We start from the raw sequence: 23407 nt of genomic DNA, 5'->3' as shown, positions 1-23407 counted from the left end.
TCGTTCCTCCCGGGTGCGGCCACGCGGGCCGGCCTGCTGGTCAGTTCTGCCGAGGGCGTCCGCCGCCGGGGCGCGCTCACACCCTCAGCAGCGCGCAGAACATCGCGTCGGTGCCGTGCCGGTGCGGCCAGAGCTGCACCGCGGGCCCGTCGCCGAGGTCCGGGACGCCCGGGAAGTACGGCCGGGCGTCGAGCTGCTCCACCCCGGCGCGCCGGACGACGTCGGAGACGACACCCTCGGTCTCCGACAGGTGCGGCGAGCAGACGACGTAGGCCACGACCCCGCCCTCGCGGGTCAGCCGCACCGCCGAGAGCAGCAGCTCGCGTTGCAGCTTGGCCAGCTCGGCCACGTCGTCCGGACGCCTGCGCCAGCGGGCCTCGGGGCGGCGGCGCAGCGCGCCGAGTCCGGTGCACGGGGCGTCGACCAGCACGCGGTCGTAGCCGGGTTCCAGTCCGGGGTCGCGGCCGTCGGCCACGTGGACCTCGACCGACAGCCCGTCGGTGCTGCGGCGCACCAGGTCCGCGCGGTGCGGCGCCTGCTCGACGGCGTCGAGCGTGCCGCCGTCCATCGTGACCAGGGAGCCGAGCAGGTTCGCCTTGCCGCCGGGCCCGGCGCACAGGTCCAGCCACCGCAGGTCCGGGCCCTGCACCTCGACCCTGCTCAGCGCGACCGCGACGAGCTGGCTGCCCTCGTCCTGCACCGAGGCGAAGCCCTCCCGGACCGGTTCGAGGTCGCCGGGATCGCCCGCGCCGGAGTCGAGGTGCACGCCGTAGGGCGAGTACGGGGCCTCGTCGCCACCGGTGATGGCGGCCAGCTCCTCGGCGCTGATCTCGCCGGGCCGGGCGGTCAGGTGCACCGCGGGCCGGGCGTCGTCGGCGGCCAGCGCCGCCTCCAGCTCCGCGCCGACCGAGCCGAGCGCGTCGGCGAAGGACTGCGCGATCCACCTCGGGTGGGCGTAGCGCAACGCCAGATGGCCCACCGGGTCGTCGTCGCGCGCGGGAGCGAGCCGGTCGATCCACTCCTGCTCGTCGCGCTCGCTGATCCTGCGCAGCACCGCGTTGGCGAAACCCGCCTGCCGCGAGCCGGACTCGGCGCGCACGATGTCCACTGTGGATGCCACGGCGGCGTGCGCCGGGATGCGGGTGCGCAGGAGCTGGTAGGCGCCCAGCCGCAGCGCGTCCAGCAGCTCGGGGTCGATCCCGTCCAGCGGCCGGGCGCTGCACTCGCCGATCACCGCGTCCAGCAGGCCCTGCGCCCGGCACGCGCCGTAGGTCAGCTCGGTGGCCAGCGCGGCGTCCCGCCCGCTGATCCGGCGCTGCTTGAGCAGCGCGGGCAGCGCGAGGTTGGCGTAGGCGTCCCGGTCGCGCACCGCGCGTAGGGTCTCCAGCGCCGCGCTGCGGGCCGGGTCCTCGACCGGCGGCCTGGCCGGGCCGCCCCGGTGCCGCGGCGGGCGGGTTCCTCGCGGCCGGGAGGGCCTGCGGGGACGATGGTCGGTCACTTCAGCCGTTCTCCTTGCTCGATCCGGCTCCCACGTGCCCAGTCCGTGGCGGCCATCCGCTTCTTACCCTGCGCCTGCACCTCGCCCAGCGCCACCGGTGCGCTGCCGGTCCCGGCCAGCACCCGCCTGCGCTCGACCCGGATCTCACCGGGGGCCAGCCCGAGGTCCTCATCCACAATGGACACCGGACCGAGCTTGAGCCGCTCGTCGCGGAACGACGCCCACGCGCCCGGGTCCGGCGTCACCGACCGGACCAGCCGGTCCACGGCCCGCGCCGGGGCGGTGAAGTCGACCCTGGCGTCCTCGACCTCGACCTTGGGGGCGTAGCTGACGCCGTCGGCAGGCTGCTCCTCGGCCCGCAGCGTGCCGTCGGCGATCCCGTCGAGCGTGGCCACCAGCAGCTTGGCGCCGGAGACCGACAGCCGCTCCAGCAGCACACCGGAGGTGTCGGTGTCGCGGACCTCCTCGGTGACCACGCCGTAGACCGGGCCCGCGTCGAGCTCGGGCACCAGCCGGAACGTGCTTGCACCGGTGATCTGGTCGCCGTGCTTGATCGCGGCCTGCACCGGTGCCGCGCCCCGCCACGCGGGCAGCAGCGAGAAGTGCAGGTTGACCCAGCCGTGCTCGGGGATGTCCAGCGCAGTCTGCCGCAGCAGCGCACCGTAGGCCACCACCGGGCAGCACTCCGGCTCCAGCTCCCGCAGCCGCGCCAGGAACTCGGGGTCGGAGGCCTTGGCCGGGGTGAGCACCTCGATGCCGTGCTCGTCGGCGAGCGCGCCGACCGGTGAGCGCATCAGCTTGCGGCCGCGCCCGGCCGGGGCATCCGGCCGGGTGACCACGGCCGCGACCTCGTGGTTCGCGGACTCGATCAGCGCCCGCAGCGAGGGGACGGCGGGCTCGGGGGTACCGGCGAAGACCAGGCGCATGTCAGCGTGCCCTCCCGAACAGCGGGTGCGGGCTCTCCTTGATCACCGGCGCGTTGCCGTCGAACCACTCGGCACCGCGGATCTCGCGCATCGCCGCCTTGCGGGTCTGCTCGTCGAGGCGGTCGACGAACAGCACCCCGTCGAGGTGGTCGGTCTCGTGCTGGATGCACCGCGCGAGCAGGTCGGTGCCCTCGATCTCCACCGGCTCGCCGTGCATGTTCCAGCCGCGGGCGACGACGTTGCGGTAGCGCTCGCAGTCCCAGCTCATGCCCGGGATCGACAGGCAGCCCTCCGGGCCGAACTGCAGCTCCTCGTCCACGGCGGTGAAGGTCGGGTTCACCAGGTGCCCGGCGAAGCCGTCGCAGTGGTAGGTGAACACCCGCAGGCCGACGCCGAGCTGGGGAGCGGCGATACCGGCGCCGCCCTGGTCCTCCATGGTGTCCCAGAGGTCCTGGACGAGGTTGCGCAGCTCCTTGTCGAAGTCGACGACCTCCTCGGCGCGAGTCCGAAGCACCGGGTCGCCGAATAGTCGGATCGGCTGGACGGTCAACGCGGGCCCCCTGGCTGTGGCAACGGCAGGACCCCGGAAGTCTAGTGCGTCGCCCACCCGCCCACGGCGGACCGGTCCGCGCGCTCCCCGGTCGCCCCCGCGGGCCCGCCACCTGCGCGAAGGACCCGCGGGCCCGGCGCCGAGACCGGGGACCCGCGGGTCCTCCACGCAGTGCTCACGCCCGCGGCGTGACGATCACCTCCCGGGGACGACGACGGCGGCGGCCCCGCCGCCGCGGCGCTCGGGCTCGGCCGCGGCCACCCAGCGGCCGTCGGGCAGCCGCTCGACGCCGGTCGCGGCGCCGATCTCGCCGCGCTCGCCGCCGTCCTTGAACTGGTGGCCGATGGCGCGCAGCTTCTCGGCCTCCGGCTGCGCGGTGAACGCCGCCTCCGCGTCGGTCTGGGCGGAGTTGCGCTGCGAGGCCCGGGGCTCGGCGATGGCGTCCACAAGGGACATGCCGCGGTCGACGCGCCCGGTGAGCACCTGCAGCACAGTGGTGATGATCGTGGCGCCGCCAGGGCTGCCGACGGCCAGCAGCGGCTTGCCGTCCTGCAGCACGATGGTCGGGCTCATCGAGCTGCGGGGCCGCTTGCCGGGGCCCGGCAGGTTCGGGTCCGGCTGCCCTGGCCGGCTCGGGGTGAAGGAGAAGTCGGTCAGCTCGTTGTTGAGCAGGAAACCGCGGCCCGGCACGACGATCCCGCTGCCGCCGGTCTGCTCGATGGTCAGGGTGTAGGAGACGACGTCGCCGCTGGCGTCAGCCACCGTCAGGTGCGTGGTGTTGGGGCCCTCGTAGGGCTCGGCGCCGCCGGCGGGCCGAGCCTGGCAGCCCTGCTCCGGTGCCCGCGGGTCGCCGGGCGCGACCGGCGTCGGCAGCACCGCGTCGGGGGTGATCAGGCACTCGCGGGAGTCGGCGAACTCCTGGGAGAGCAACTCCTTGGTCGGGACGTCGTTGAAGGCCGGGTCGCCGACCCAGCGGTTGCGGTCGGCGAAGCCGATCTTGCTCGACTCCAGGAACCGGTGCAGGTACTCGGTCTTGTCGACGCCGGAGAGGTCGGTGCGCTCCAGCATGTTCAGCGCCTCGCCGACCGTCGTGCCGCCCGAGCTGGACGGCGCCATGCCGTAGACGTCCAGGCCGCGGTACTCGACGTGGGAGGGCGCCTGCTCGACGGTCCGGTAGCGGCGCAGGTCCTCGTCGGTCATGCCGCCGGGCCGCACCACCCGGCCCGCGGCCGGGTCGACCTGCGGAGCGCGCACGGTCCGCACCACGTCGGCGCCGATCTCACCGCCGTAGAGGGCGTCGACACCATCCTTCGCGAGCGCGCTGTAGGTGTCGGCGAGGTCCGGGTTCCGCATGGTGCTGCCGACCTCGGGCAGCTTTCCGCCGGGGAGGAACAGGTCGCGGGTGGCGGGGAAGGCGCTGAACCGCGCCTGGTTGCTCTCGGTCTGCGCCCGGAAGGTCTCGTCGACCGCGAAGCCGCGGCGGGCCAGCCGCTCGGCGGGGCGCAGGACCTCGCCGAGGTCCTTGCGGCCCCAGCGGTCGAGGGCCTCCTGCCAGGTCAGCGGGGTGCCCGGCACGCCGACGCCGAGGCCGCTGGTGACCGCTTCGTCGAACGGGATGGGCTTGTCTCCCTCGACGAACATGTCCTCGCGCGCCGACGCAGGCGCGGTCTCCCGGCCGTCGATCGTGGACACCGCGCCGCTCTGGGCGTCGTAGTGCACGAAGTACCCGCCACCGCCGACCCCGGCGGAGTAGGGCTCGGTCACCCCGAGCGCCGCCGCGACCGCCACCGCGGCGTCGGCCGCGGTGCCGCCCCGGCGCAGCACCTCGATGCCCGCCCGCGTGGCTTCCGGGTCGACACTGGACACCGCGCCGCCGTAGCCGACCGCCTCGGCCTGCTTGGGCGGTGCCTGCGGTCCGCCCGGCGCCGCCTGCGCCACCGGCGCGACCAGCGCGCACGTCGCCAGCACACCCACCGTGAGCCGGACCTGTCTCCCGAGCACCATCGTTACCTCCAACGAGCGACGACGCTGGATACTCTGCCGAGTACCGACGGTGAAGACAACAGGTGCGCCCGTGCGGGCGGAGCAGACGTCCGGCGAGCACGGGGTGATGCCCCCTGCAAGCCATGATGCCGAAGCGAGCCGGGAAATCGTTCAGCTCGGGCAGAATGCACGTGTGCGGCGGGCGCGCGGGTGGCTGGGCGGAGCGGTCGCAGTTCGTCGCGATACTGCTCGCGGTACGGCTCTTCGGCGAAGAGATACCTGCGCAGCAGTGGGCGCGGCGGAGAGCCAGAAGAGCGCCGACGACACGTTGATCGTCGACACCGGCGGGCTGACGGTCGTGGACCGGCGATGGCTCCGCTGGAAGGACCGGTCCTTCTCGCCTGAGCTGGGAGGAGTTGGAGAGCGTCCGCGTGGCGGCCGCTCCCGACGGGAGTGCGTACACCTTGGCCGCGGAGGCCACGTGATAGCCGCACTCCGGCTGGACCGACATCGCGAAGCGTGCCGGATCGCTGTCGGCAATGCGGTCGGCGCTTGAGCGTTTCGGCGGGGACAAGTACCGGAGCTGATCGCACACCTGAGCACTTCCCCCGCGGCCTGCCACGGGGGAAGTGCTCAGGTCGACGGCTAACCCGCCGGCGCGAGCGCCTGGTCGTGGTAGCGGCAGTTCGCCGCCCACAGCAGGAACGACGGCATGCCGCCGTCGCCTGCCGCCCTGATCTGGGCGGCCACCTCGGCCGGGCCGTAGGAGGCGCCGAGGCTGAAGTCCTGCAGCCACGGGATGATCTGCACGTCGGTGCCCTCGACCGCCTTGGCGAACTCGGCCAGCGAGTTGCGCACGATCTCGTAGGGCTGGGTGTCGGGGTCGGCCACGCCGAACTCGCCCGGTCCCCAGTGCGACGGGTACACCATCGGCGCGATGTAGTCGGTGTACTGGGCCATCTGCCTGATGTCCTGGGCGATCTGGGTCGGCCGGTTCACCGAGATCCCGAACACCGACGCGCCCAGCAGCGCGCCGCGGGAGCGCACGGCCGGCTGGGTCTGGCGCAGGAAGTCGGCGATGCCCGCCTCCGGCGTGGTCGTCAGGCCGGGGAAGCGCATCTGCTCGATCGCCCCGTCCGGCCGCCGGACATAGTCGTAGAGGACGTCGTCGAAGCCGAGCGAGGCGGCCTCGGTGGCGATGTCGATGTTGTACTGGCGCACCACCGGGTCGGCGAAGTTGGTGAACGCGAAGCCGCCGTAGCCGCCGGTCCAGGGCTGCCCGCCCGCGGTCTGCACGACCCGCTCCGGGTGGCCGCCGCGCCACGACGCCTCGCCGAGGATCGGGTCCTTGAACGCCACGAGCCTGCCGACCACCCGCACACCCATGCCGTGCAGCTGGTCGACGGCCTGGCGGGCGTTGTAGTAGCCCTTGACCGCGCCGATCTGGTTGGCCATGGGCACCGCGGAGTCGTAGGGGACCTCGCCGCTCTCGTCCTTGATGTCGAGCTCGACGGTGTCGATGCGGCCCTGCCGCGCCATCTCCAGCACCGGCTCGCGCAGCGTGGCGCTGGTCCAAGCCAGGCCCGTCATGTGCACGGCGCGCATGCCGGGGTGGCGGATGTGCACGGTCATCGTCTTCTCGGTCCGGTTGCCCGCCAGGTCCGAGGCCACGACCTGCACCTCGCGGTCGGGCCGCTCGACGACCGCGGAGAACGCGCCGTTGACGACCTGGGTGGGCTTGCCCGCGACCGTGACCGTGTCGGCGCCCTCGGCGGTACCGGTCACCGTGACCGGTTTGCCAGGCGACTCCGGGCGCAGCGAGTCGTCGACCCGCAGCACCGGCGGTGTGCTGTCCACTGTGAACTCGCGGGTCGTCGTGCTCGACCCGATCACCGAGGGGGTGACGACTTGCAGCTGGTGCGGGCCGTCGGGCAGCGCGGCGGTCCGCAACCCGATCGTTCCGCGCTGTTCATCGGTGGGGACCTCGCGGTCGTCGATCAGCACCCTGACCCCGTCGGTGGACCCCGCCTGGATCCGGATCGACCGGGCGGCCTCGTCGGACCGCAGCGGGTGCTGGGGAAGTCCGCGCACCTCGACGTCCTCAGTGGACGTCAGCCACAGCAGCAGGTAACCGGCCACCAGCACCACCACGGTGCCGACCGCGACCGCTACCCATCTCGGCATGTCGGCCAGAAAGGCCCTGACTCCGGTTCGCAACGTTGACGCCTCTTCGGGCGCAGCATCCGTCACCGCTTTCGCCTCCCCGACTTGGGCGAATTCGTACGGCTGGCAAGAGTTTTCACGCTCGGTCGAAGATGACCTGCGGTACCACTCTCTCAGGTGACAACTTAAAGATCAATTAACCACATGGAGTATCCACATGACGACTCCGGCTCTCTACGGTGACGGGGGCGAAGCCGCTTTGATCCATCAGGCTGACCGACGGGATGCACGCGATGTGGCCAAGACCGCGCTCCGGCGTCGCCGCGACGGCGACCCTCCTGATCGCCGCGCTGTGCGCGGCTTCCTGCACGACGGGTTCGGCGACCGATGCCGCGGTCGTCCCCCCACCGCCGCCGAAACCCCCGGCACCCGCTCCGCCACCGCCGCCCCCGGCGCCGGAATCGGTGCGGGCCAACGAACTCGGTGACGTGCCGGTGCTGATGTACCACCGCATCACCGACGTGCCGGAAAGCGTCTACGACCGGACGCCGGCCGATTTCCGGGCCGAGCTGGAAAGGCTGGCCGCGGAGGGCTACGTTCCGGTCACCGCCACCGAGTACGCGAGCGGCCGGTTCGACATCCCGGCGGGCACCCATCCCGTCGTGCTCACCTTCGACGACGGTTCGGTTACGCAGTTCACTTCGGACGGTTCGGGGCGTCCCGCACCGGGCACCGCGGTGAGCATCCTGCTCGAGGTCGCCGCGGCCCACCCCGGGTTCCGCCCGGTGGCGACCTTCTACGTCTTCAACCCGCCGTTCGAGGAGCCGACCGGTGCGCGCGGCCTGAAGTGGTTGCACGACAACGGTTTCGAGATCGGCAACCACACCCTCGACCACCCGAACCTGGGCCAGGTCTCCGGGGCGCAGGCCCAGCAGCAGATCGCCGGCATGCAGCGGGTGATCACCGACGCGGTGCCGGGCCTGGTGGTTCGCTCGCTGGCACTGCCGCTCGGGGTGCATCCCGACGACGAGAAGCTCGCCGCGGACGGTTCCGCGGACGGCGTCACCTACCACCACGACAGCGTGATGCTGGTCGGCTCGAACCCGGCGCCGTCGCCCTGGTCGGCCGACTTCGACCCGGCCAACATCCCGCGCGTCCGCTCGCAGGGACCGGGTGGCCAGGAGGCCGGGTACGGCTCGACCGCGTGGCTCGACAAGCTCGCTGCCGATCCGGAACGCCGCTACACCTCCGACGGCGACCCGAACCGGGTGTCCGCGCCTGCCTCGGTGTCCGAGCAGCCCAGCGCAGCCGCGCAGGCCCAGGTGTACCGCTACTGACCCGGCACCGGCCCGTGGCACACCTGCCAGCACGGACCGGGACGCAGCGCGTGGCTCGCGGGGCATGCGCAGAGGTGGCTCGGCACACGCACATGTGCCGAGCGGCCCGCCTGCTCACAGCAGTTCGAGCGGGTCCAGCCGCACCTGCAGCTCGGCCGCCTTGCGCGCGGCGCGCACGGCCTGCGCCTCGTGCAGGGCGGTCGCCAGCGCCCTGCCCTCGGTGCGTTCCACGCGGACGAGCACGCGCTCGCGCTCGGAGTTGCCTTCCTCGTCGACCTCGCCGATCGGCACCGGTCCCAGCACCTCGCCGGTGGCGGGCATCTCGACGACCTCCAGCAACGACTCGATCGCCTCCGGGGTGCCGTCGACCGCCGCCACCCGCTTGGCCGGCGGGAAGCCCAGCTCCTCCCGGCCCGCCAGCTCCAGCGCGGCGAACCAGGCGGGGTCCCAGCGCACCAGCGCCTGGACCTGCTGCAACGACGAGTCGGCCATGACCACGACCCGTCCGCCGTCCTTTGCCGGACGCACCATCCCCGCCGCCGCGAACCACAACCGCAACGCCTGCTCGGAGGCGCGCAGCTCCGGACGCGACAGCAGCGTCCGGCCGTCCAGGAGCAGCGCGGCGCCGTAGCCGCCCTCCGCGACCGGTTCCGCGCCGGGCGTGCAGACGACCAGCGCGGGCCCGGCGGGCACCGACTCCAGCACCTCTCCTCCGCCGGAGGTGCGCACCGCGACGCCGCTGAACGCCCGGCCGAGCTCCTCGGCGGTCCGGCCCGCGCCCACCGCGACCGCGCGCAGGCGCCGCGATCCGCAGGAAGGGCAGCGGAACGCCGCTTCGGCGGCACCGCACCAGCGGCAGGCGGCCGGTTTCGGCGCGCCGTCCTCGGTGCCGCCGGGCAGCGCCAGCGGCCCGGCGCAGCGGCGGCACCGCGCGCTCTCCCGGCAGTCACCGCACGCGAGCGCGGGCACGTAACCGCGCCGCGGGACCTGCACCAGCACCGGCGCACCGGCGCGCAACGCGGCGCGCGCGGCCTCGAAGGCCACCGACGGCAGCCGCGCAGCGCGGGCCGCGGGATCGCGCGCGAGCTGGGTGTCGTCCTCGCCGATCGCGGTCACCCGAGGGGCCGCGGCGCGCACCTGGTCGCGGTGCGCGACGATCTCGCGCGCCCATCCCGACTGCACGAGCAGCGCGGCCTCGGCCGTGCGCGCGAACCCGCCGACGACCAGCGCCGCACCGCTCGCGTGCGCGCGGTGGGTGAGCACGTCGCGGGCGTGCGGGTACGGGACCTGCGGGTAGCTGTGCAGGTCGTCGCCGTCGTCCCAGACCACCGCCAGGCCCAGGTCCCGCACCGGCGCGAACATCGCCGCCCGGGTACCCACGACCACCCGCGTCCTGCCCCGCAGCACCGACAGCCACCGCCGGTAGCGCTCCGCCGGGCCGAGGTCCGACACCAGCGCGACCACACCGTCGTCGCCGACCAGCTCGGCGCAGGCCGCGTGCAGGCGCTGGACGTCGCGGTGGTCGGGTACGACGATCACCGCGCCGCGTCCCGCCGAGGCGGCGGTCGCCGCGGCTTCGGCGAGTCGGGTCGGCCAGTCCTCCCCCGGCAGCGCCTGCCAAACCGCCCTGGCGGTCCGCCCCGCGTGCACGGCGTCCAGGAACGACCCGCCGTGCTGGTAGACGGCCCACGCCTCTCCGGAGGGGCGGGCGGGCGGCGGCACCGGTTCGCTGGGCGCCTCCTTCTCGACCTTGGCCTGCCGGGGCGGGATCGCCAGCCGCACCACGTCGCTGAGCATGCCGCCGTAACGGGCGGCGACCGCGCGGGCCAGCTCCAGCAGCTCGGGCGAGAGCACCGGCTCCGGCGAGTGCACACGCTCGACCCACAGCAGGCTGCCCTTGAAGTCCGAGCTCTCCCGCCGCTCCAGCAGGAAACCATCCACGAGCTTGCCGCTGAAGCGCACCCGGACCCTGCAACCGGGCACCGCGGCCCCGTCCAGCCGGTCGGGCAGCAGGTAGTCGAACGGGCGGTCCAGGTGGGCGGGCAGCGGGACCTCGACCAGCACGCGCGCCACGGGCAGGTGCGGGGCCGCGGTCCGCTCCGCCTTCGCCCCCTTCCGCGTGTCCCCGCCTGCCATGCCTCTTCTCTACCAGACCGCGCCGACGCGGCCGGGCGCGACGTCAAGGGCACGTCAGAACCGGCGCGGGCGCCGTCAGGAACCCACCCGGACGGCGCCGCGGCGGCGGCGCCGCGAGTAGGTCTGGGTGGGACGGACTTCCCGCCAGCCGAAGGGAAAGATCCCGTGACCCTCGCCGAGCTGATCCCGAGCCTGCGGATCTGTTTGCCGACGCGACTGGACGAGCGGATCTGGTCGGACCGCACCGACGGCGCTGCCCGACGGCGACATCACCATCGGTGGTGCCTCCCCGGCGCACCTGGCCGAGACCTTCGACACGCCCGGCTACGTCGTGGACCCCGCCACCGTCCGGGCGCGCTGCCGCGCCTACCAGGCGGCGCTGCCCGGCGCCGAGATCGCCTACGCGGGCAGGGCTTTCCAGTGCCGCGAGATGGCCGCGCTGGTGGCGGGCGAGGCCTGTCGCTCGACGTGTGCTCGTCCGGGGAGCTCGCCACCGCCCTGGCCGCCGGCGGGCCGGCTCGACGGATCCTGTTGCACGGCAACGCCAAACCGGACCGCGAGCTGCGCGCGGCGCTCACCGCGGGCGTCGGGCGCGTGGTGCTCGACCCGCTCGACGAGATCGACCGGCTGGGCGCGCCGGCCACCCGCCGCCAAGACGTGCTGTGTCACCCCGGGCGTCGACGGCCACACGCACCGCGCGGTGACCACCGGCGTCGACGACCAGAAGTTCGGGTTCCCGCTGGGCCGCGCCGCCGAGGCGGTCGAACGCGTCCGGCGGCAGCCCCGGCTCGAACTCGTCGGCCTGCACTGCCACATCGGCTCGCAGATCACCGACGTCGGCGTCTACGAGGACGCCGTGCGGCGCCTGGCCGCGTTCATGACCGAGATCGCGCTGCGCCACGGCACGTGCCTTCGGCAGCTCAACATCGGCGGCGGGCACGCCGTGCAGGCCACGGGCGGACTCGTGTGATCCCCGCCAGGGCGGTCACGGCGGGTCATTACCATTCCGGCAAGCTCCGGAACTTGAAAGGCTGTCTGTGATCGGTGAAGCGGCGCAGCCGCTTGGCGCACCCCGCAACCCGCACCGCCGCGCAGCGTGCGTTCACAGACCGGCATTCTGAAAGGACCCGCGTGTTCCACGTCGTCTTCTACCACCCCGAGATCCCGGGCAACACCGGGAACGCGATCCGCATGGCCGCCGGCTCCGGCGCCGCCCTGCACCTGATCGAGCCGCTGGGGTTCTCCGTGGACGACGCGAAGCTGCGCAGGGCGGGGCTGGACTACCACGACCGCGCCGCCCTGCACGTGCACCCGGACCTGGACGCGGCGTGGACGGCACTGCGCCCGGACCGGGTGTTCGCGTTCAGCTCGTCGGCCACCCGCTCCTACGAAACGGTGTCCTACCGCCCCGGCGACGTGCTGATGTTCGGGCCGGAGTCGGTCGGGCTGCCCCCGGAACTGCTGGAAGCCGACTACGTCACGCCGCTGCGGATCCCCATGCTGCCCGGCAACCGCTCGCTCAACCTCGCCAACTCCGCGGCCATCGCCGTCTACGAGGCGTGGCGTCAGCAGGGCTTCGCCATGCCCTGAACCCGCTGCCGCGTCCACGGCCAGGTCACCAGCGCCCAGGCCGCCATCCCCACCACGATCTCGACCCCCAGGTACCAGGGCCAGCCGCCCATCAGGTCCAGCAGCGACGGGTTCTCCGGTTTGCTGTTGAGGAAACCGTAATTGGTGCCCGCCGATTCGTTGAAAACCAGGACCACGACACCCCACGCGAAGGTGACCGCCACCGACCGCCAGTAGTCGCGCCATTCCGGGCGCATGTCCATTCCCCAGGTGAGGAATGCCGCCGCCCACACCACCACCAGGTGCTGCGCCCAGAAGTCGATGAAATCCAGGTGCGGGAAGTCGGGGGCGTCCAGCGCCGGGGTGATCATGGCCTGCGGGGTCAGCGTGAGACCCCAGTAGTAGGTCAGCGCGTAGGCCCACTGGCTGCGCGTCCACAGCGCGTAGACCGCGGTCATCCACGCCAGGTCGCACAGGTGCAGCGGCAGCGACACCTCGACGTCCCACTGCGCAGGCAGATGCCGGTAGACCAGCATCGGGACCAGGAACGCCAGCATCGCCAGCGCGAACCCGCGGGCGAACCACCGGGCCGCGGCGGTGCGGCCCCAGTGGTGGCCCAGCACCGCCAGCGCCACCGATCCCACGACGATCAGGCCCATCAGCACCCAGTGCGACGGCCCGTACGGGGTGAAGGTGCGTTCCGCCAGGAGCGGTTCCACCAGCACAGCCTAACCCGGACTCCGCCGAACCTGCCGGTGAATTGCTCCGTTCGCCGGAAAATGCGGCCCGCGGAATTGATTTCCCGATTCGTTCCCAATTAATCGCCATTTTCCGCAGCGGCCGTTCGGCGGTGTGGGGCCGGCAGCGCCCGAGGACATCATTCTTCCCATTCCGCGCTTTGCCTGTGCGGCGATCGCTGTTTCTTCCGGAGGGGATGACCATGGGAACCTGGCGCGAATCCGCGGCGGTGCTGGGCGTGGCGGCGATGGCCTGCGCCACGGCGCTGGCCACCACCGCGACGGCCGGTGCCGACGAGCCCGGCACCTACATCGTGGGCGGCGGTGAGGTGCGGACCGAGACGCCGTGGATCTCGGCGCTGCACAACGGCGGCTCGTTCACCTGCACCTCGTCCATCGTGGCCGGCACCTGGGTGATCACCGCCGCGCACTGCGTCGAGGGCGGCGGCGACTTCTCGGTGCGCGTCGGCTCGCTGCAACGCAGCAGCGGCGGCACCGAGGCGGGGGTGTCGGAGGTCTTCATCCACCCCGACTACGACTGGCCCACCAGCGACATCGCACTGCTCAAACTCGACAGGGAGGTGCACACCGAGTACTCCCCGCTGGCCACCGCCGAGGACCTGGCCGACGGCCAGGCCGCCACCGTGATGGGCTGGGGCTCGGAGAAGCCGGACTGGTCGGGCCCGCTGCCGGAGAACCTCAAGTACGCCGACGGCACCGTCAGCGACGCCACCTGCGAGCTGGACAACCTCGCCACCCCGGTGCTGTGCACCGACACCGACGGCAGCGTCGCCGGCGGCGACTCCGGCGGCCCGGTGCTGGTCAAGAGCCCGGCCACCGGCCGGATCGTGCAGGGCGGTGTCTGCGCCATCGGCCACCAGCCCGCGGGCAGCGGCTGGGCCGGCTACACCAGCGTCGTCGCGCACGCCGACTGGATCGCCCAGACCATGGGCACCGCCTGACGACTGCCCGTACAACGACCGCGGGCGGGTGGCGACCGGTCTCCCGGTACCACCCGCCCGCGGTCGGCGTCGGGAACGGCTCAGGCGTTGGCGGCCGACTTCAGCGCCTCCGCGCGGTCGGTGCGCTCCCACGGCAGGTCCAGGTCCGGGCGCCCGAAGTGGCCGTAGGCGGCCGTCGGCGCGTAGATCGGACGCAGCAGGTCCAGGTCGCGGATGATCGCGGCCGGGCGCAGGTCGAAGACCTCGTTGATCGCCGACTGGATGCGGGCCGGGTCGACGTTCTCGGTGCCGAAGGTCTCCACGAACAGGCCGACCGGGGCCGCGGCGCCGATGGCGTAGGCCACCTGCACTTCGATGCGGCTGGCCAGACCGGCGGCGACCGCGTTCTTGGCCACCCAGCGGGTCGCGTAGGCCGCCGAGCGGTCCACCTTCGACGGGTCCTTGCCGGAGAAGGCGCCGCCGCCGTGGCGGGCCATGCCGCCGTAGGTGTCGACGATGATCTTGCGGCCGGTCAGGCCGGCGTCGCCCATCGGGCCGCCGACCACGAAGCGGCCGGTCGGGTTGACCAGCAGGCGGACGTCGGAGGTGTCGATGTCCAGGCCGTCGACCTCCGGGCCCACGACCTGCTCGCGCACGTCGACGCCGAGCATCTTGTCGAGGTCGATGTCGGCGGCGTGCTGGCTGGAGACCACCACGGTGTCGAGCCGGACCGCCTGGTCACCGGCGTACTCGATGGTGACCTGGGTCTTGCCGTCCGGGCGCAGGTACGGCAGCACGCCGTCCTTGCGGACCTTGGTCAGCCGCCGCGACAGCCGGTGCGCCAGCGCGATCGGCAGCGGCATGTACTCCGGGGTGTCGTCGCAGGCGTAGCCGAACATCAGGCCCTGGTCGCCCGCGCCCTGCTTGGCGATCTCGTCGATGACGCCCTCGACACGGGTCTCGTAGCCGGTGTCGACGCCCTGGGCGATGTCGGGCGACTGGGCGCCGATGGCGATGTTGACGCCGCAGGAGTTGCCGTCGAAGCCCTTGGCGGAGGAGTCGTAGCCGATCTCCAGGATCTTGTCCCGCACGATCGTCGGGATGTCGGCGTAGGCCTCGGTGGTCACCTCGCCGGCCACGTGCACCTGGCCGGTGGTGACCAGCGTCTCCACCGCCACCCGGGACCGCGGGTCCTGGGCGAGCAGGGCGTCCAGGATCGAGTCGCTGATCGCGTCGCAGATCTTGTCCGGGTGCCCTTCGGTCACGGACTCACTGGTGAACAACCTGCGGCCGGCTCCGCGCAGGTCATGCTGCTGACTCACAACTCTCCCTGGATGGTTCGAAGACTACGCCGCCGGTGCGGTGCGGCGGGAAATGCTCTGAAGATTTGGCTTCGAGGTTACTGTCGCCCCAGCCGCAGGCTCACCGCATCCCACAATGTGGACGCTAGCAGCGACTTGGAGCCGTGGCGGATCGGGCTCTCGGCGCCGTCGGCGGCGAGCAGCCAGCCCCCGTTGTCCTCGCCCTCGAAGGCGCCGCCTTCGCCGACGGCGTTGACGACCAGCAGGTCGCAGGCCTTGCGGGCGAGCTTCGCGCGACCGTAGTCGAGGACCGTGGTGCCGGGGTCACCGGTCTCGGCGGCGAACCCGACGATCACCGGCACCCGCAGCCGCCCGTCCCGGCGTGCCTGCACCAGCTCGGCGAGGATGTCGGGATTGCGGGTCAGCTTGACCGGGTCCGGGTCCTGGTCGGACTTCTTGATCTTGTGCTCGGCCAGCGACTCCGGCCGGAAGTCGGCGACCGCGGCCGCCATCACCACCGCGTCGGCACCGTCGGACTCGGCCAGCAGCGCCGCGCGCATCTCCTGGGCCGTACCCGCCCTGACCACCCGCACCCCGGCGGGTGGCGCCAGGTCGGCGGTGTAGGCCGCCACAAGCGTGACGTCGGCACCGCGGTGCGCGGCGACCCGGGCCAGCGCGTAGCCCTGGCGCCCCGACGAGCGGTTGCCCAGGTAGCGCACCGGGTCCAGCGGCTCGCGGTTGCCACCGGCCGAGACGACCACGCGGCGGCCCGCCAGGTCGTGGGGCAGCGCGGCGGGCTCGGCCAGCAGGAGCCGGGCGAGGTCGACGATCTCGGCCGGGTCGGGCAGCCGGCCCTTGCCGGTGTCGGCGCCGGTGAGCCGCCCGCTGTCGGGCTCGGCCACCACGACGCCCCTGCTGCGCAGCAGGGCGACGTTGTCGCGGGTCGCGGCGTGCTCCCACATCTCGGTGTGCATCGCGGGCACCATCAGCACCGGACACCGTGCGGTGAGCAGAGTGGAGGTCAGCAGGTCGTCGGCCATGCCGTGGGCGGCGCGGGCCATCAGGTCGGCGGTCGCCGGGGCGACCACGACCAGGTCGGCCTCCTGGCCGAGCCGGACGTGCGGCACCTGCTCGACGTCGGTGAAGACACCGGTCTGCACGGGCTGCCCGGACAGCGCCTCGAAGGTGGCGGCGCCGACGAAGCGCAACGCCGCCTCGGTCGGGACCACCCGCACGTGGTGCCCGGACTCGGTGAGCCGACGCAGCACCTCGCACGCCTTGTAGGCGGCGATGCCGCCACCGACGCCGAGGACCACCCGCGGCGGGCGGTCCTCGGCGCGCGGGGTCGTCATTCGCCTTCGGTGTGCTCGAGCACGCCGGCGTGGATCTCGCGCAGCGCGATCGACAGCGGCTTCTCCCGCGGGCCCGGCTCGACCAGCGGGCCGACGTACTCCAGCAGGCCCTCGCCGAGCTGCGCGTAGTAGTCGTTGATCTGCCGCGCGCGCTTGGCGGAGTAGATCACCAGCGCGTACTTCGAGCTGACCTGCTCGAGCAGGTCGTCGATCGGCGGGTTGGTGATGCCCTCCGGGGCGTTGAGCGACGGGCTGCTGTTGAACGCAGCCAGAGCGTTGGGGGTGCTCACGTGAGTGGCTCCTGCTCCTCGTGAATGAACGGGCACCGGTGCCGGTGCCGGGCTTGTGCGCCGACGGGCGCGGCGGGCGTCCGGCAGTGCCGACCGGCTCCAGGCCCGGCCGGGGCCGGTCCTGGCGGGCCGGGCTCGCTGGGCGTGGTCCGCTCGGCGGCAGCCGTCCGACCGCCCCCGTCCGGCTGCGCGTCGGCGCGAACCGGGTCGCCCCGGTCCGCGTCGAACGGTCTCACCGTTGGCGGCCGACCACCAATCCTATCAATTCGCTGGTCGCCGACCGCACGTCGGCGTTGACCACGGTCGCGTCGAACTCGGACTCGGCGGCGAGCTCCTCGCGCGCGGTCTCCAGGCGCTTGCGCACCACCTCGGGGTCCTCGGTGCCGCGGCCGGTCAGCCGCTCCACCAGCACCTCCCACGACGGCGGCAGCAGCATCACCAACTGCGCCTCGGGCATCGCCCGGCGCACCTGGCGGGCGCCCTGCAGCTCGATCTCCAGCACCGCCGCCCGGCCCGCGGCCAGCGCGGCCTCGACCGGCCCGCGCGGGGTCCCGTAGAGGTTGCCCGCGTAGCGGGCGTGCTCGAGCATCTCGCCCGCGGCCACCATCCGCTCGAACTCCGCGGTGTCGACGAAGTGGTAGTGCACGCCGTCGATCTCACCGGCCCGAGGCGGTCTGGTGGTGGCCGAGACGCTGAAGAACACCTCGGGTGCCTGCCTGCGCAGCTCGTTCAGCACGCTGGACTTGCCGACGCCGGAAGGCCCGGAAACGACGGTGAGCCGAGGCCGACCCTGATGGGTGGGCCCCGGCTCAACGCCGGTTTTCGCGTCGATCACTCGCCGCTGAACTCGGCGAGCAGCGCCTTGCGCTGCCGCTCACCAAGGCCACGCAGCCGACGGCTGTTGGCGATCTCCAGCCGCTCCATGATCTGCTGAGCGCGCACCTTGCCGACGCCGGGCAGGGCCTCGAGAAGGGCGGAGACCTTCATCTTGCCCAAGACCTCGTTCTCGTCGGCGTCCTGCAGGACCTGGGCCAGGCTGGTTCCGCCTCGCTTGAGGCGCTCCTTGAGCTCAGCTCGGGCGCGACGGGCGGCAGCCGCCTTTTCCAAAGCTGCTGCCCGCTGCTCCTCGGTCAGCTGGGGAAGGGCCACCATGTCCTCCGTGATGTGGGGTTTCTCTTGATCGGTGCGGCGACGGTACCGAGCCTGCCCGGCCGGGTTCCACGCGGGTCCGACTTTTGTGAGCGAGGTTCACCGGGGGTTCCGCCGCCTGGCCCTCCAGGACCACTCGTACACGGCACGCACGAGCACGGGGCCGCTGCAAGTACTACCAACAAAGCCGCTGAAGTGCACTAATCTCAGCCAAAACTGTTCCGATGTGTCCGATTTCCGGGCAGTTGAGCGACGCTGGGGGTGTCATCGCAGGTCAGGTCGGGCTCCGCGGCGCGCATGAGGACGAGTGACGAAGACCTCCGTCCGAGCCTCCCGCAGGCGCCGGTTCGCGGGTGGCTCGGGCATCGGTTCAGCGCCTTCGAACCGCTCCTCTACCGGCCGGTAACCGGGTGTCCGAGTGCCCCGCGGAGGCGGCACTCGACTGCGACGGAGCGCGTCACCGCGCGTAGCGCCGGTGACCTCCGGTGACGTACTCCACTCGGAGCAACGGCCTCGCCGAACGGGGCTACGGCGTCGCTGCAGCGGGCACGGGTGAGGTGCCGCACGGCAGGATCGCGCCAGCTTGCGGGGCGGACGACCATGCGCGGGCGGGCTCACCTCGGGTTCGGCGTTCGTCCCTTTCGCTGTGGCCGCTGCTACTTCGGATGGTGAGTCCGATAGGCCGAATGGCTTTCCATACGCGCACCATTCGGCCCTGCTGTGCCAGGTCGGCCGTTGTGGGTGTGGTGGTGCCCTTGTGGCTCTCTGCTGCTGGGGCAGGTGTGAAACCGCGGCGCTGTAGCCGTTCTGATGGCTTCGATGGTGCCCCAAAGGCCTCCCTGCGCCTCAGAAGCCAGCCTGGTGCGCAAAGCCGCGCCAGCGGCGTCGCAGGGCCATCGCTGCTCTCGTTCGTCTCCGATGTGCCGGCATGCGACACCGGGCGGCCGACGAGTTGTTCCCGTCAGCCGCCCGGTGGGCGTCGATCGTGCGTCCGCTCAGTCGCGCGGGATGGTCTTCAGCAGGTCCTGGATGCGCGGGGCGAGCTTGGCCTTGTCGATCGGGGCGATCGTCGTCCACGGTTCGCCGCTGCGCCGGCTCTCCTCCATGAAGTACCAGCCCTTGGCGTTGGCGAAGCAGTTCGTGACGACCGCGCCCCGGGCCCGCTTGCCGTGGCCGTCCATGACGGCGGCGCCGAACTGCGCGAAGGACGTGCGCATGCCGCCGGCCATGTCGATGAGGGCGCGGGCGTCGTCGCGGCGGACGCCGTTGCGGGCCAGGCCCTCGGCCATCGCCAGGTCGGACTTGCCCGCCTCCTTCGCGGCCTTCTCGAGCTGCGCGCTGCGCAGCGACACCGCACGCCCCGCCCCTGCCTTGAGGTCGGGCAGGACGCTGAGCAACGCCCGCACCATCGAGTCGGCGGGCAGGGCCTGCAACTGCACGCTGTCCTCGGTCTGCACGGCCAGCGTCGCGTTGGCGCGGACGTTGGCGACCATGCCGCTCAGCTTGCGCTGCTCACCGTCGACGAGCCGGCGGAAGGTCACGTCGAACGCCCGCTCGTAGCGGTGCAAGGGCAGAAACAGGCCGTAGATGTCGTCTTCGCGGTCCCGGTCACCGAAACCGATACGGCGAAGCTCGTCCCAGGCGCGCTGCTCGGCCGCGCGGCGCTCGGACTGCAGGACGCCTTCCGAGAGCACGTTCAGCACGATCGGCTTGGTGCCGAGCTTGAAGTGCTTCCACGCCTCGTAGAACGCCTGCTTCGACAACTCGATCTTCACGACTGCTCCCCAGCCTTGCGCGGGCGGCACCCGTTGCCTGGTGCCGCCCGCGGTTCCTGTTCTGTTAGGGCCTACTTCTGGTTCCAGTCACCGAAGACCGGAGGGGCCACCTTCGGCAGCTCGTCGTCGAAGAAGCCGTGGTCGCCCTTGAGGTAGTCGGGGGTCTCGTGCTCGAGGTCCTCCTCGCCCTCCTGGCCGCGACCGCGCGCTCCCGCGCCGCCCATGGCACCAGCGCCACCGCGGCCGCCCGCGCCACCGGCGCCCGGAACGCCCGCGCCCGCACGACCGCCGGCTCCGACACCGGACTGCCCGCCCGGTCCGAGCGCACCGCGCCCGGAACCGGCGCCGACACCGCCGCCGGAACGACCACCGGCACCGACGCCGGGACCCCGGCCTCCGCCGGAACCGCCGCGACCGGTACCGCCACCCTGGTTCGGGCCCTGGCCGCCGCCCGGAGGGATGATCCCGGTGTTGGGGCCGTACGGGCTCGGACCCTGGGGGCCGGGACGCAAGGGGCCGTCACCAGGACCGCGCGTGCTGCCGTCCCAGTTCGGCGTCGTGGTCGACGGCGGCGTGTAGCCACCACCGGAACCGCCAGAGCCGGAACCACCTGAACCGAAGCCGCCGGCACCGCCACCGCTGTAGCCCGCGCTGCCCGAACCGGCGGGCACTGCACCACCGGTGCCGCCACCCGGCGCGGGCGTCATGCCGCCGACACCGGTGTGCTGGCCACCGGACACCGTGGTCTCCATGCCACCGGGCGGCGGCGGGGTGAACACGGCGCTGGCACCGACAGTGCTCTGCGAGGCGCTGTCGTAGTTGTTGAAGGCCGTCACGGCCTCCTGGCGGAGCTTCTCGTTGTGCGCCTTGGCCGCCTCAGCATCGGTCTGGCCGTTCCACATGCTGTCCCAGCCCTCTTCGATCCAGGTGTCGTCCGGGACCGACTGCTCCTCGCTCGAAGCCGGGATCGACGACTGGACCTTCTTGAAGGCATCTCCCTGCTCGCTCATGAGCTGGGCCTGGGCTCGGGCGTTCTCCGCAGTCACCTCGGTCCAGAGCACGACCGGCGCGACCGCGCCCTGCATCGCCTCACCGGACTTGGACTGCATCACCACGCCGGCTTCGCCGAGCTTGGTGTTCACCCGCTCCGCGAGGTCGGTCAAGTACTTCTGCTCGCCCTCCCACGCGGACTTCTGGTCGTAGAGAGGGTCAGCACCGGCTCCACCCTCGACCCAGCCACGCATCTGCTCCAGCGAGGAGCCCTCGAAGTCCGAGGGCTCTAACTGCCTGGTCTCTCCCATTCCTCAACCCCCTCAAGCATTGGGCAGGTTCTTCAACGCCGCATCGGCGAACTGCTTCGACAGCCCACAGGGCTCGACGGGAGCCTCCGAGACCACCGTGTTGATGTACAGAGATCCCTTGTCGGAAACATCTACCGACAGCAGGCAACGCCGCTCGTCTCCGACCTGCGTCGCCGGGTAACCACCGACGTTGGTCGGCACGCCGTCCGACGCACCTTCGGCGAAGTCCTGCATCGTCTCCTTGTCAGTAGCACTGACGAAGACCAGCCATCCCTCGGCCGTCTTGCCGAGCTGGTAGTCACACCCCAGGAAACCGGTGGACTCACGCTCCTCCGGTGCCTGGTCCGCACCGATGGCTCGCGCCTGGTCCGCGCTCACGACGGAGCAGCGGTCCGCCACGGAAACCGACTTCTGAGGAGCAGTGCGCGTCGACTTCGTCTCGCTCGGCGGCTGCGCGGAAGTGGCACCACCGTCTCCGGGTGGTGTTTCAGCACCCCCACCTCCGCAACCTGCCAGCACCAGGCTGACCAGGACCGCACCAGCAGCGAGCCCTTTACGCACGAATACCTCCTCGGAAGCTGTCCTCAGCGTTCTGGTCGTCGAGCCGCGTCTGCTGCGCGCTCGCCCGAAGATTAGCCGCCGTCTCGCGGAACACCTTGGCGAGCTTCTGATAGTTGTCGAGATACGCGCTGTCGTCACCCGCGCCGACCTTCTCGTACTCGGCGACCGCACGCGTGCTGACGGGATCCTTGCCCGGGGGCTTGATCATCGAGAGGCGGTTGAGGTCACCCTCGCGCTCCGTCATCTTCTCGGCCTCGTCCTCGAAGAACTGGGCCAGCTTGTCCACCTGGTCGGGCTCGACGCGCATGGTCGCGCCCGCGGCGATCTTCTGGGCCGCGTCGGCCTTGCTGGCCGCACGCGCCATGGTCACGGCGCTCTGCGCCATCGCGACGGGGGCTGCCATCGGCAGCACGCCCATCGCCTGCGCGCGGTCCAATTCCCGCTGGTCGTAGGCGTCCAACGGGATCTGGTTGCCTCCCTCGTCACCGGCCACGGAAAACTCCCCTCGTCATCCTTGCCGCCGGCTCGAGCACGGCAGCTGATCACTTGCCAGCACGGAAACGTTAGCGCAAGACGGTGACGTCCAGGCATGGGTTTGGAAAAGGAAGCCAATACGACATCCGGGTGGTTTCCACCCAGTGGGTGTCAAGTGTGCGTAAGGGGCGTTCCGGCAGGTACGGCAGCCGCGCGGTGACGCGGCGGAGCGAACGGCGGGCAGGGAAGTCGCCCACTCGGCGGCGGGGAGGACGAAGCAGCCACCGCCGGAATTCCGGGTGTCGCGGGCAGCTTGGTGCCCGACTGTCGCGCGCGGCGGGCTCACCACTCAAACTATGCGCGTGGAAGCAGACATCCTCGGTGAGCCGTATCGGTCCAGGACACTTGCGTTTCCGGTGCGTGGTGGCGGTGAGGCCGTCGCGACGTTGGTGCACCGGGCGGCGGAGCCGACCGAACGAGATACCGAGGCCGCCGAGCGGGGCGCCGTGCTGTACGTGCACGGGTTCTGCGACTACTTCTTTCAAGACCACGTGGCCACGCACTTCGTCGAGCGCGGGTACGACTTCTACGCGCTGGATCTGCGCGGTTACGGGCGGTCCATGCGACCGGGGATGCTGCCGAACTACGTCACCGACCTGTCAGAGCACTTCGAGGAGCTCGACGCCGCCGCCGAGGTCATCCGGGAGGCCGGACACCGGCGCCTGGTGGTGCTCGGCCACTCCACCGGCGGCCTGATCACCGCGTTGTGGGCCGATGCAAGGCCGGGCGCGATCGATGCGCTGGTACTCAACAGCCCGTGGCTGGACCTGTCGGAGTCGTGGTTCCACCGCACCGTCACGACCGCCGTGAACCACGTGCTGCGGCACTTCCTGCCGAAGTCAGTGGTGCGGCGCGGGGTGGCACCCACCTACGCCCACTGCCTGCTCCGGGAACATCACGGGGAGTGGGAGTACCGCCTGGACTGGAAGCCGGTCGAGGCCTTCCCGATCCGTTCGGCGTGGATCAGCGCGGTGCGCCGCGGCCACGCCCAGGTTCAGCGCGGGCTGTCGGTGAGCGCGCCCGTGCTCGTGCTGCACTCGGTGCGCAGCCTGCTGCACCGCAAGCAGTGGGAGCCCGCGGCGATGACCGCCGACACGGTGCTGGACGTGGAGCAGATCGCGCGGTGGGCGCCGAAGATCGGACCGGACGTCACGACGGTGGCGATCCAGGACGGGCTGCACGACCTGGCGTTGTCGGGACCGCCCGCGCGGGAGAAGTTCTTCGCCGAGATCGACGCCTGGCTGGGAGACAGGTAGACGGGCGGCGGCGCTACTCGGCTTCTGCGCAACGCATCAGCTGGTCAC

The 23407-nt window shown here is 72.1% G+C and carries 21 protein-coding genes and 1 pseudogene; 6 read left to right on the top strand and 16 right to left on the bottom strand.

All coding sequences use genetic code 11. From position 1 onward, the window contains the following. Nucleotides 1-76 precede the first annotated feature (76 nt). The 5 genes from SACE_RS10345 to SACE_RS10325 all read right to left on the bottom strand — a co-directional run bounded on the left by SACE_RS10345 (nt 77) and on the right by SACE_RS10325 (nt 7141). A complete protein-coding gene (locus SACE_RS10345; protein ID WP_009943006.1) occupies nt 77-1498 on the bottom strand; it encodes an RsmB/NOP family class I SAM-dependent RNA methyltransferase in 1422 nt (473 codons plus the stop codon). Next, nucleotides 1495-2424, bottom strand: a complete 930-nt coding sequence (gene fmt, locus SACE_RS10340) for a methionyl-tRNA formyltransferase (protein ID WP_009943007.1) — start codon at nt 2422-2424, stop codon at nt 1495-1497. Before fmt ends, SACE_RS10345 begins: the two co-directional genes overlap by 4 nt. 1 nt (nt 2425) lies before the next feature. Beyond that, entirely contained in the window at nt 2426-2974 is a 549-nt protein-coding gene (gene def, locus SACE_RS10335) for a peptide deformylase (protein ID WP_009943008.1), read from the bottom strand. A 195-nt stretch (nt 2975-3169) separates the two neighbouring features. Continuing rightward, the gene (gene ggt, locus SACE_RS10330; protein WP_009943009.1) at nt 3170-4978 is read right to left on the bottom strand and encodes a gamma-glutamyltransferase; all 1809 of its coding nucleotides are present in this window, start codon (nt 4976-4978) and stop codon (nt 3170-3172) included. 624 nt (nt 4979-5602) lie between these two features. Continuing rightward, nucleotides 5603-7141, bottom strand: coding sequence for a putative glycoside hydrolase (locus SACE_RS10325; protein ID WP_021341834.1), 1539 nt, complete (start codon nt 7139-7141; stop codon nt 5603-5605). A gap of 263 nt (nt 7142-7404) precedes the next feature. On the opposite strand from SACE_RS10325, the gene SACE_RS10320 reads away from it, so the two are divergent. Beyond that, the gene (locus SACE_RS10320) at nt 7405-8457 is read left to right on the top strand and encodes a polysaccharide deacetylase family protein (RefSeq protein ID WP_009943011.1); all 1053 of its coding nucleotides are present in this window, start codon (nt 7405-7407) and stop codon (nt 8455-8457) included. Between the two features lie 114 nt (nt 8458-8571). On the opposite strand, the gene SACE_RS10315 is transcribed toward SACE_RS10320, so the two are convergent. After that, nucleotides 8572-10593, bottom strand: coding sequence for a primosomal protein N' (locus SACE_RS10315; protein ID WP_011873567.1), 2022 nt, complete (start codon nt 10591-10593; stop codon nt 8572-8574). Between SACE_RS10315 and SACE_RS40060 the strand changes: the two are divergent. From SACE_RS40060 to SACE_RS10305, 3 genes and pseudogenes are all read left to right on the top strand, one after another. Then, a pseudogene (locus tag SACE_RS40060) lies at nt 10492-11181 on the top strand (hypothetical protein); the annotation flags it as partial. The gene SACE_RS10315 and the pseudogene SACE_RS40060 sit on opposite strands and share 102 nt — an antisense overlap. Nucleotides 11182-11293: 112 nt before the next feature. Beyond that, the gene (locus tag SACE_RS39695; RefSeq protein ID WP_009943014.1) at nt 11294-11563 is read left to right on the top strand and encodes a type III PLP-dependent enzyme domain-containing protein; all 270 of its coding nucleotides are present in this window, start codon (nt 11294-11296) and stop codon (nt 11561-11563) included. A gap of 161 nt (nt 11564-11724) precedes the next feature. Next, nucleotides 11725-12183, top strand: a complete 459-nt coding sequence (locus SACE_RS10305; RefSeq protein WP_009943015.1) for a tRNA (cytidine(34)-2'-O)-methyltransferase — start codon at nt 11725-11727, stop codon at nt 12181-12183. On the opposite strand, the gene SACE_RS10300 is transcribed toward SACE_RS10305, so the two are convergent. Beyond that, a complete protein-coding gene (locus SACE_RS10300) occupies nt 12159-12881 on the bottom strand; it encodes a YwaF family protein (RefSeq protein WP_011873565.1) in 723 nt (240 codons plus the stop codon). The two genes, SACE_RS10305 and SACE_RS10300, sit on opposite strands and share 25 nt — an antisense overlap. 221 nt (nt 12882-13102) lie before the next feature. Between SACE_RS10300 and SACE_RS10295 the strand changes: the two genes are divergently transcribed. Further along, entirely contained in the window at nt 13103-13861 is a 759-nt protein-coding gene (locus SACE_RS10295; RefSeq protein WP_009943017.1) for a S1 family peptidase, read from the top strand. An 80-nt stretch (nt 13862-13941) separates the two neighbouring features. Here the strand turns inward: SACE_RS10295 and metK are convergent, their stop codons facing one another. The 9 genes from metK to SACE_RS10250 all read right to left on the bottom strand — a co-directional run bounded on the left by metK (nt 13942) and on the right by SACE_RS10250 (nt 22062). Then, a complete protein-coding gene (gene metK, locus SACE_RS10290; protein WP_009943018.1) occupies nt 13942-15123 on the bottom strand; it encodes a methionine adenosyltransferase in 1182 nt (393 codons plus the stop codon). A gap of 116 nt (nt 15124-15239) precedes the next feature. Further along, entirely contained in the window at nt 15240-16493 is a 1254-nt protein-coding gene (gene coaBC / locus SACE_RS10285; protein WP_009943019.1) for a bifunctional phosphopantothenoylcysteine decarboxylase/phosphopantothenate--cysteine ligase CoaBC, read from the bottom strand. After that, entirely contained in the window at nt 16490-16783 is a 294-nt protein-coding gene (rpoZ, locus tag SACE_RS10280) for a DNA-directed RNA polymerase subunit omega (RefSeq protein ID WP_009943020.1), read from the bottom strand. The genes coaBC and rpoZ overlap by 4 nt, the downstream gene beginning before the upstream one ends. A gap of 232 nt (nt 16784-17015) precedes the next feature. Then, nucleotides 17016-17618: a guanylate kinase gene (gene gmk, locus SACE_RS10275; RefSeq protein ID WP_021341627.1), complete on the bottom strand. Its 603-nt coding sequence runs from the start codon at nt 17616-17618 to the stop codon at nt 17016-17018. Beyond that, nucleotides 17615-17932, bottom strand: a complete 318-nt coding sequence (mihF, locus tag SACE_RS10270) for an integration host factor, actinobacterial type (RefSeq protein ID WP_029621395.1) — start codon at nt 17930-17932, stop codon at nt 17615-17617. The genes gmk and mihF overlap by 4 nt, the downstream gene beginning before the upstream one ends. Nucleotides 17933-18927: 995 nt before the next feature. Further along, nucleotides 18928-19707 (bottom strand): ESX secretion-associated protein EspG, encoded by a 780-nt coding sequence (locus SACE_RS10265; RefSeq protein WP_009943023.1) that lies wholly within the window; start codon nt 19705-19707, stop codon nt 18928-18930. Between the two features lie 71 nt (nt 19708-19778). Beyond that, nucleotides 19779-21008, bottom strand: coding sequence for a PPE domain-containing protein (locus SACE_RS10260; RefSeq protein WP_009943024.1), 1230 nt, complete (start codon nt 21006-21008; stop codon nt 19779-19781). Between the two features lie 12 nt (nt 21009-21020). Beyond that, complete coding sequence (locus SACE_RS10255; RefSeq protein WP_157355916.1) at nt 21021-21527, bottom strand: DUF3558 domain-containing protein; 507 nt, start codon at nt 21525-21527, stop codon at nt 21021-21023. 34 nt (nt 21528-21561) lie between these two features. Next, a complete protein-coding gene (locus SACE_RS10250; protein WP_009943026.1) occupies nt 21562-22062 on the bottom strand; it encodes a hypothetical protein in 501 nt (166 codons plus the stop codon). A 343-nt stretch (nt 22063-22405) separates the two neighbouring features. Here SACE_RS10250 and SACE_RS10245 point away from each other — a divergent pair, with 343 nt between their 5' ends. Next, the gene (locus SACE_RS10245; RefSeq protein WP_031334385.1) at nt 22406-23359 is read left to right on the top strand and encodes an alpha/beta hydrolase; all 954 of its coding nucleotides are present in this window, start codon (nt 22406-22408) and stop codon (nt 23357-23359) included. Nucleotides 23360-23407: the final 48 nt, after the last annotated feature.

The sequence above is a fragment of the Saccharopolyspora erythraea NRRL 2338 genome (assembly GCF_000062885.1).
GTDB lineage: Bacteria > Actinomycetota > Actinomycetes > Mycobacteriales > Pseudonocardiaceae > Saccharopolyspora_D > Saccharopolyspora_D erythraea.
This window is presented reverse-complemented; position numbering and strand designations above follow the sequence as displayed.

Coding starts and splice junctions, on each gene's coding strand:
- fmt (WP_009943007.1), bottom strand. CDS start 2,424: ATGCGCCTGGTCTTCGCCGGTACCCCCGAGCCCGCCGTCCCCTCGCTG.
- ggt (WP_009943009.1), bottom strand. CDS start 4,978: ATGGTGCTCGGGAGACAGGTCCGGCTCACGGTGGGTGTGCTGGCGACG.
- SACE_RS10325 (WP_021341834.1), bottom strand. CDS start 7,141: ATGCCGAGATGGGTAGCGGTCGCGGTCGGCACCGTGGTGGTGCTGGTG.
- SACE_RS10320 (WP_009943011.1), top strand. CDS start 7,405: ATGCACGCGATGTGGCCAAGACCGCGCTCCGGCGTCGCCGCGACGGCG.
- SACE_RS10315 (WP_011873567.1), bottom strand. CDS start 10,593: ATGGCAGGCGGGGACACGCGGAAGGGGGCGAAGGCGGAGCGGACCGCG.
- SACE_RS10295 (WP_009943017.1), top strand. CDS start 13,103: ATGGGAACCTGGCGCGAATCCGCGGCGGTGCTGGGCGTGGCGGCGATG.
- coaBC (WP_009943019.1), bottom strand. CDS start 16,493: ATGACGACCCCGCGCGCCGAGGACCGCCCGCCGCGGGTGGTCCTCGGC.
- SACE_RS10260 (WP_009943024.1), bottom strand. CDS start 21,008: ATGGGAGAGACCAGGCAGTTAGAGCCCTCGGACTTCGAGGGCTCCTCG.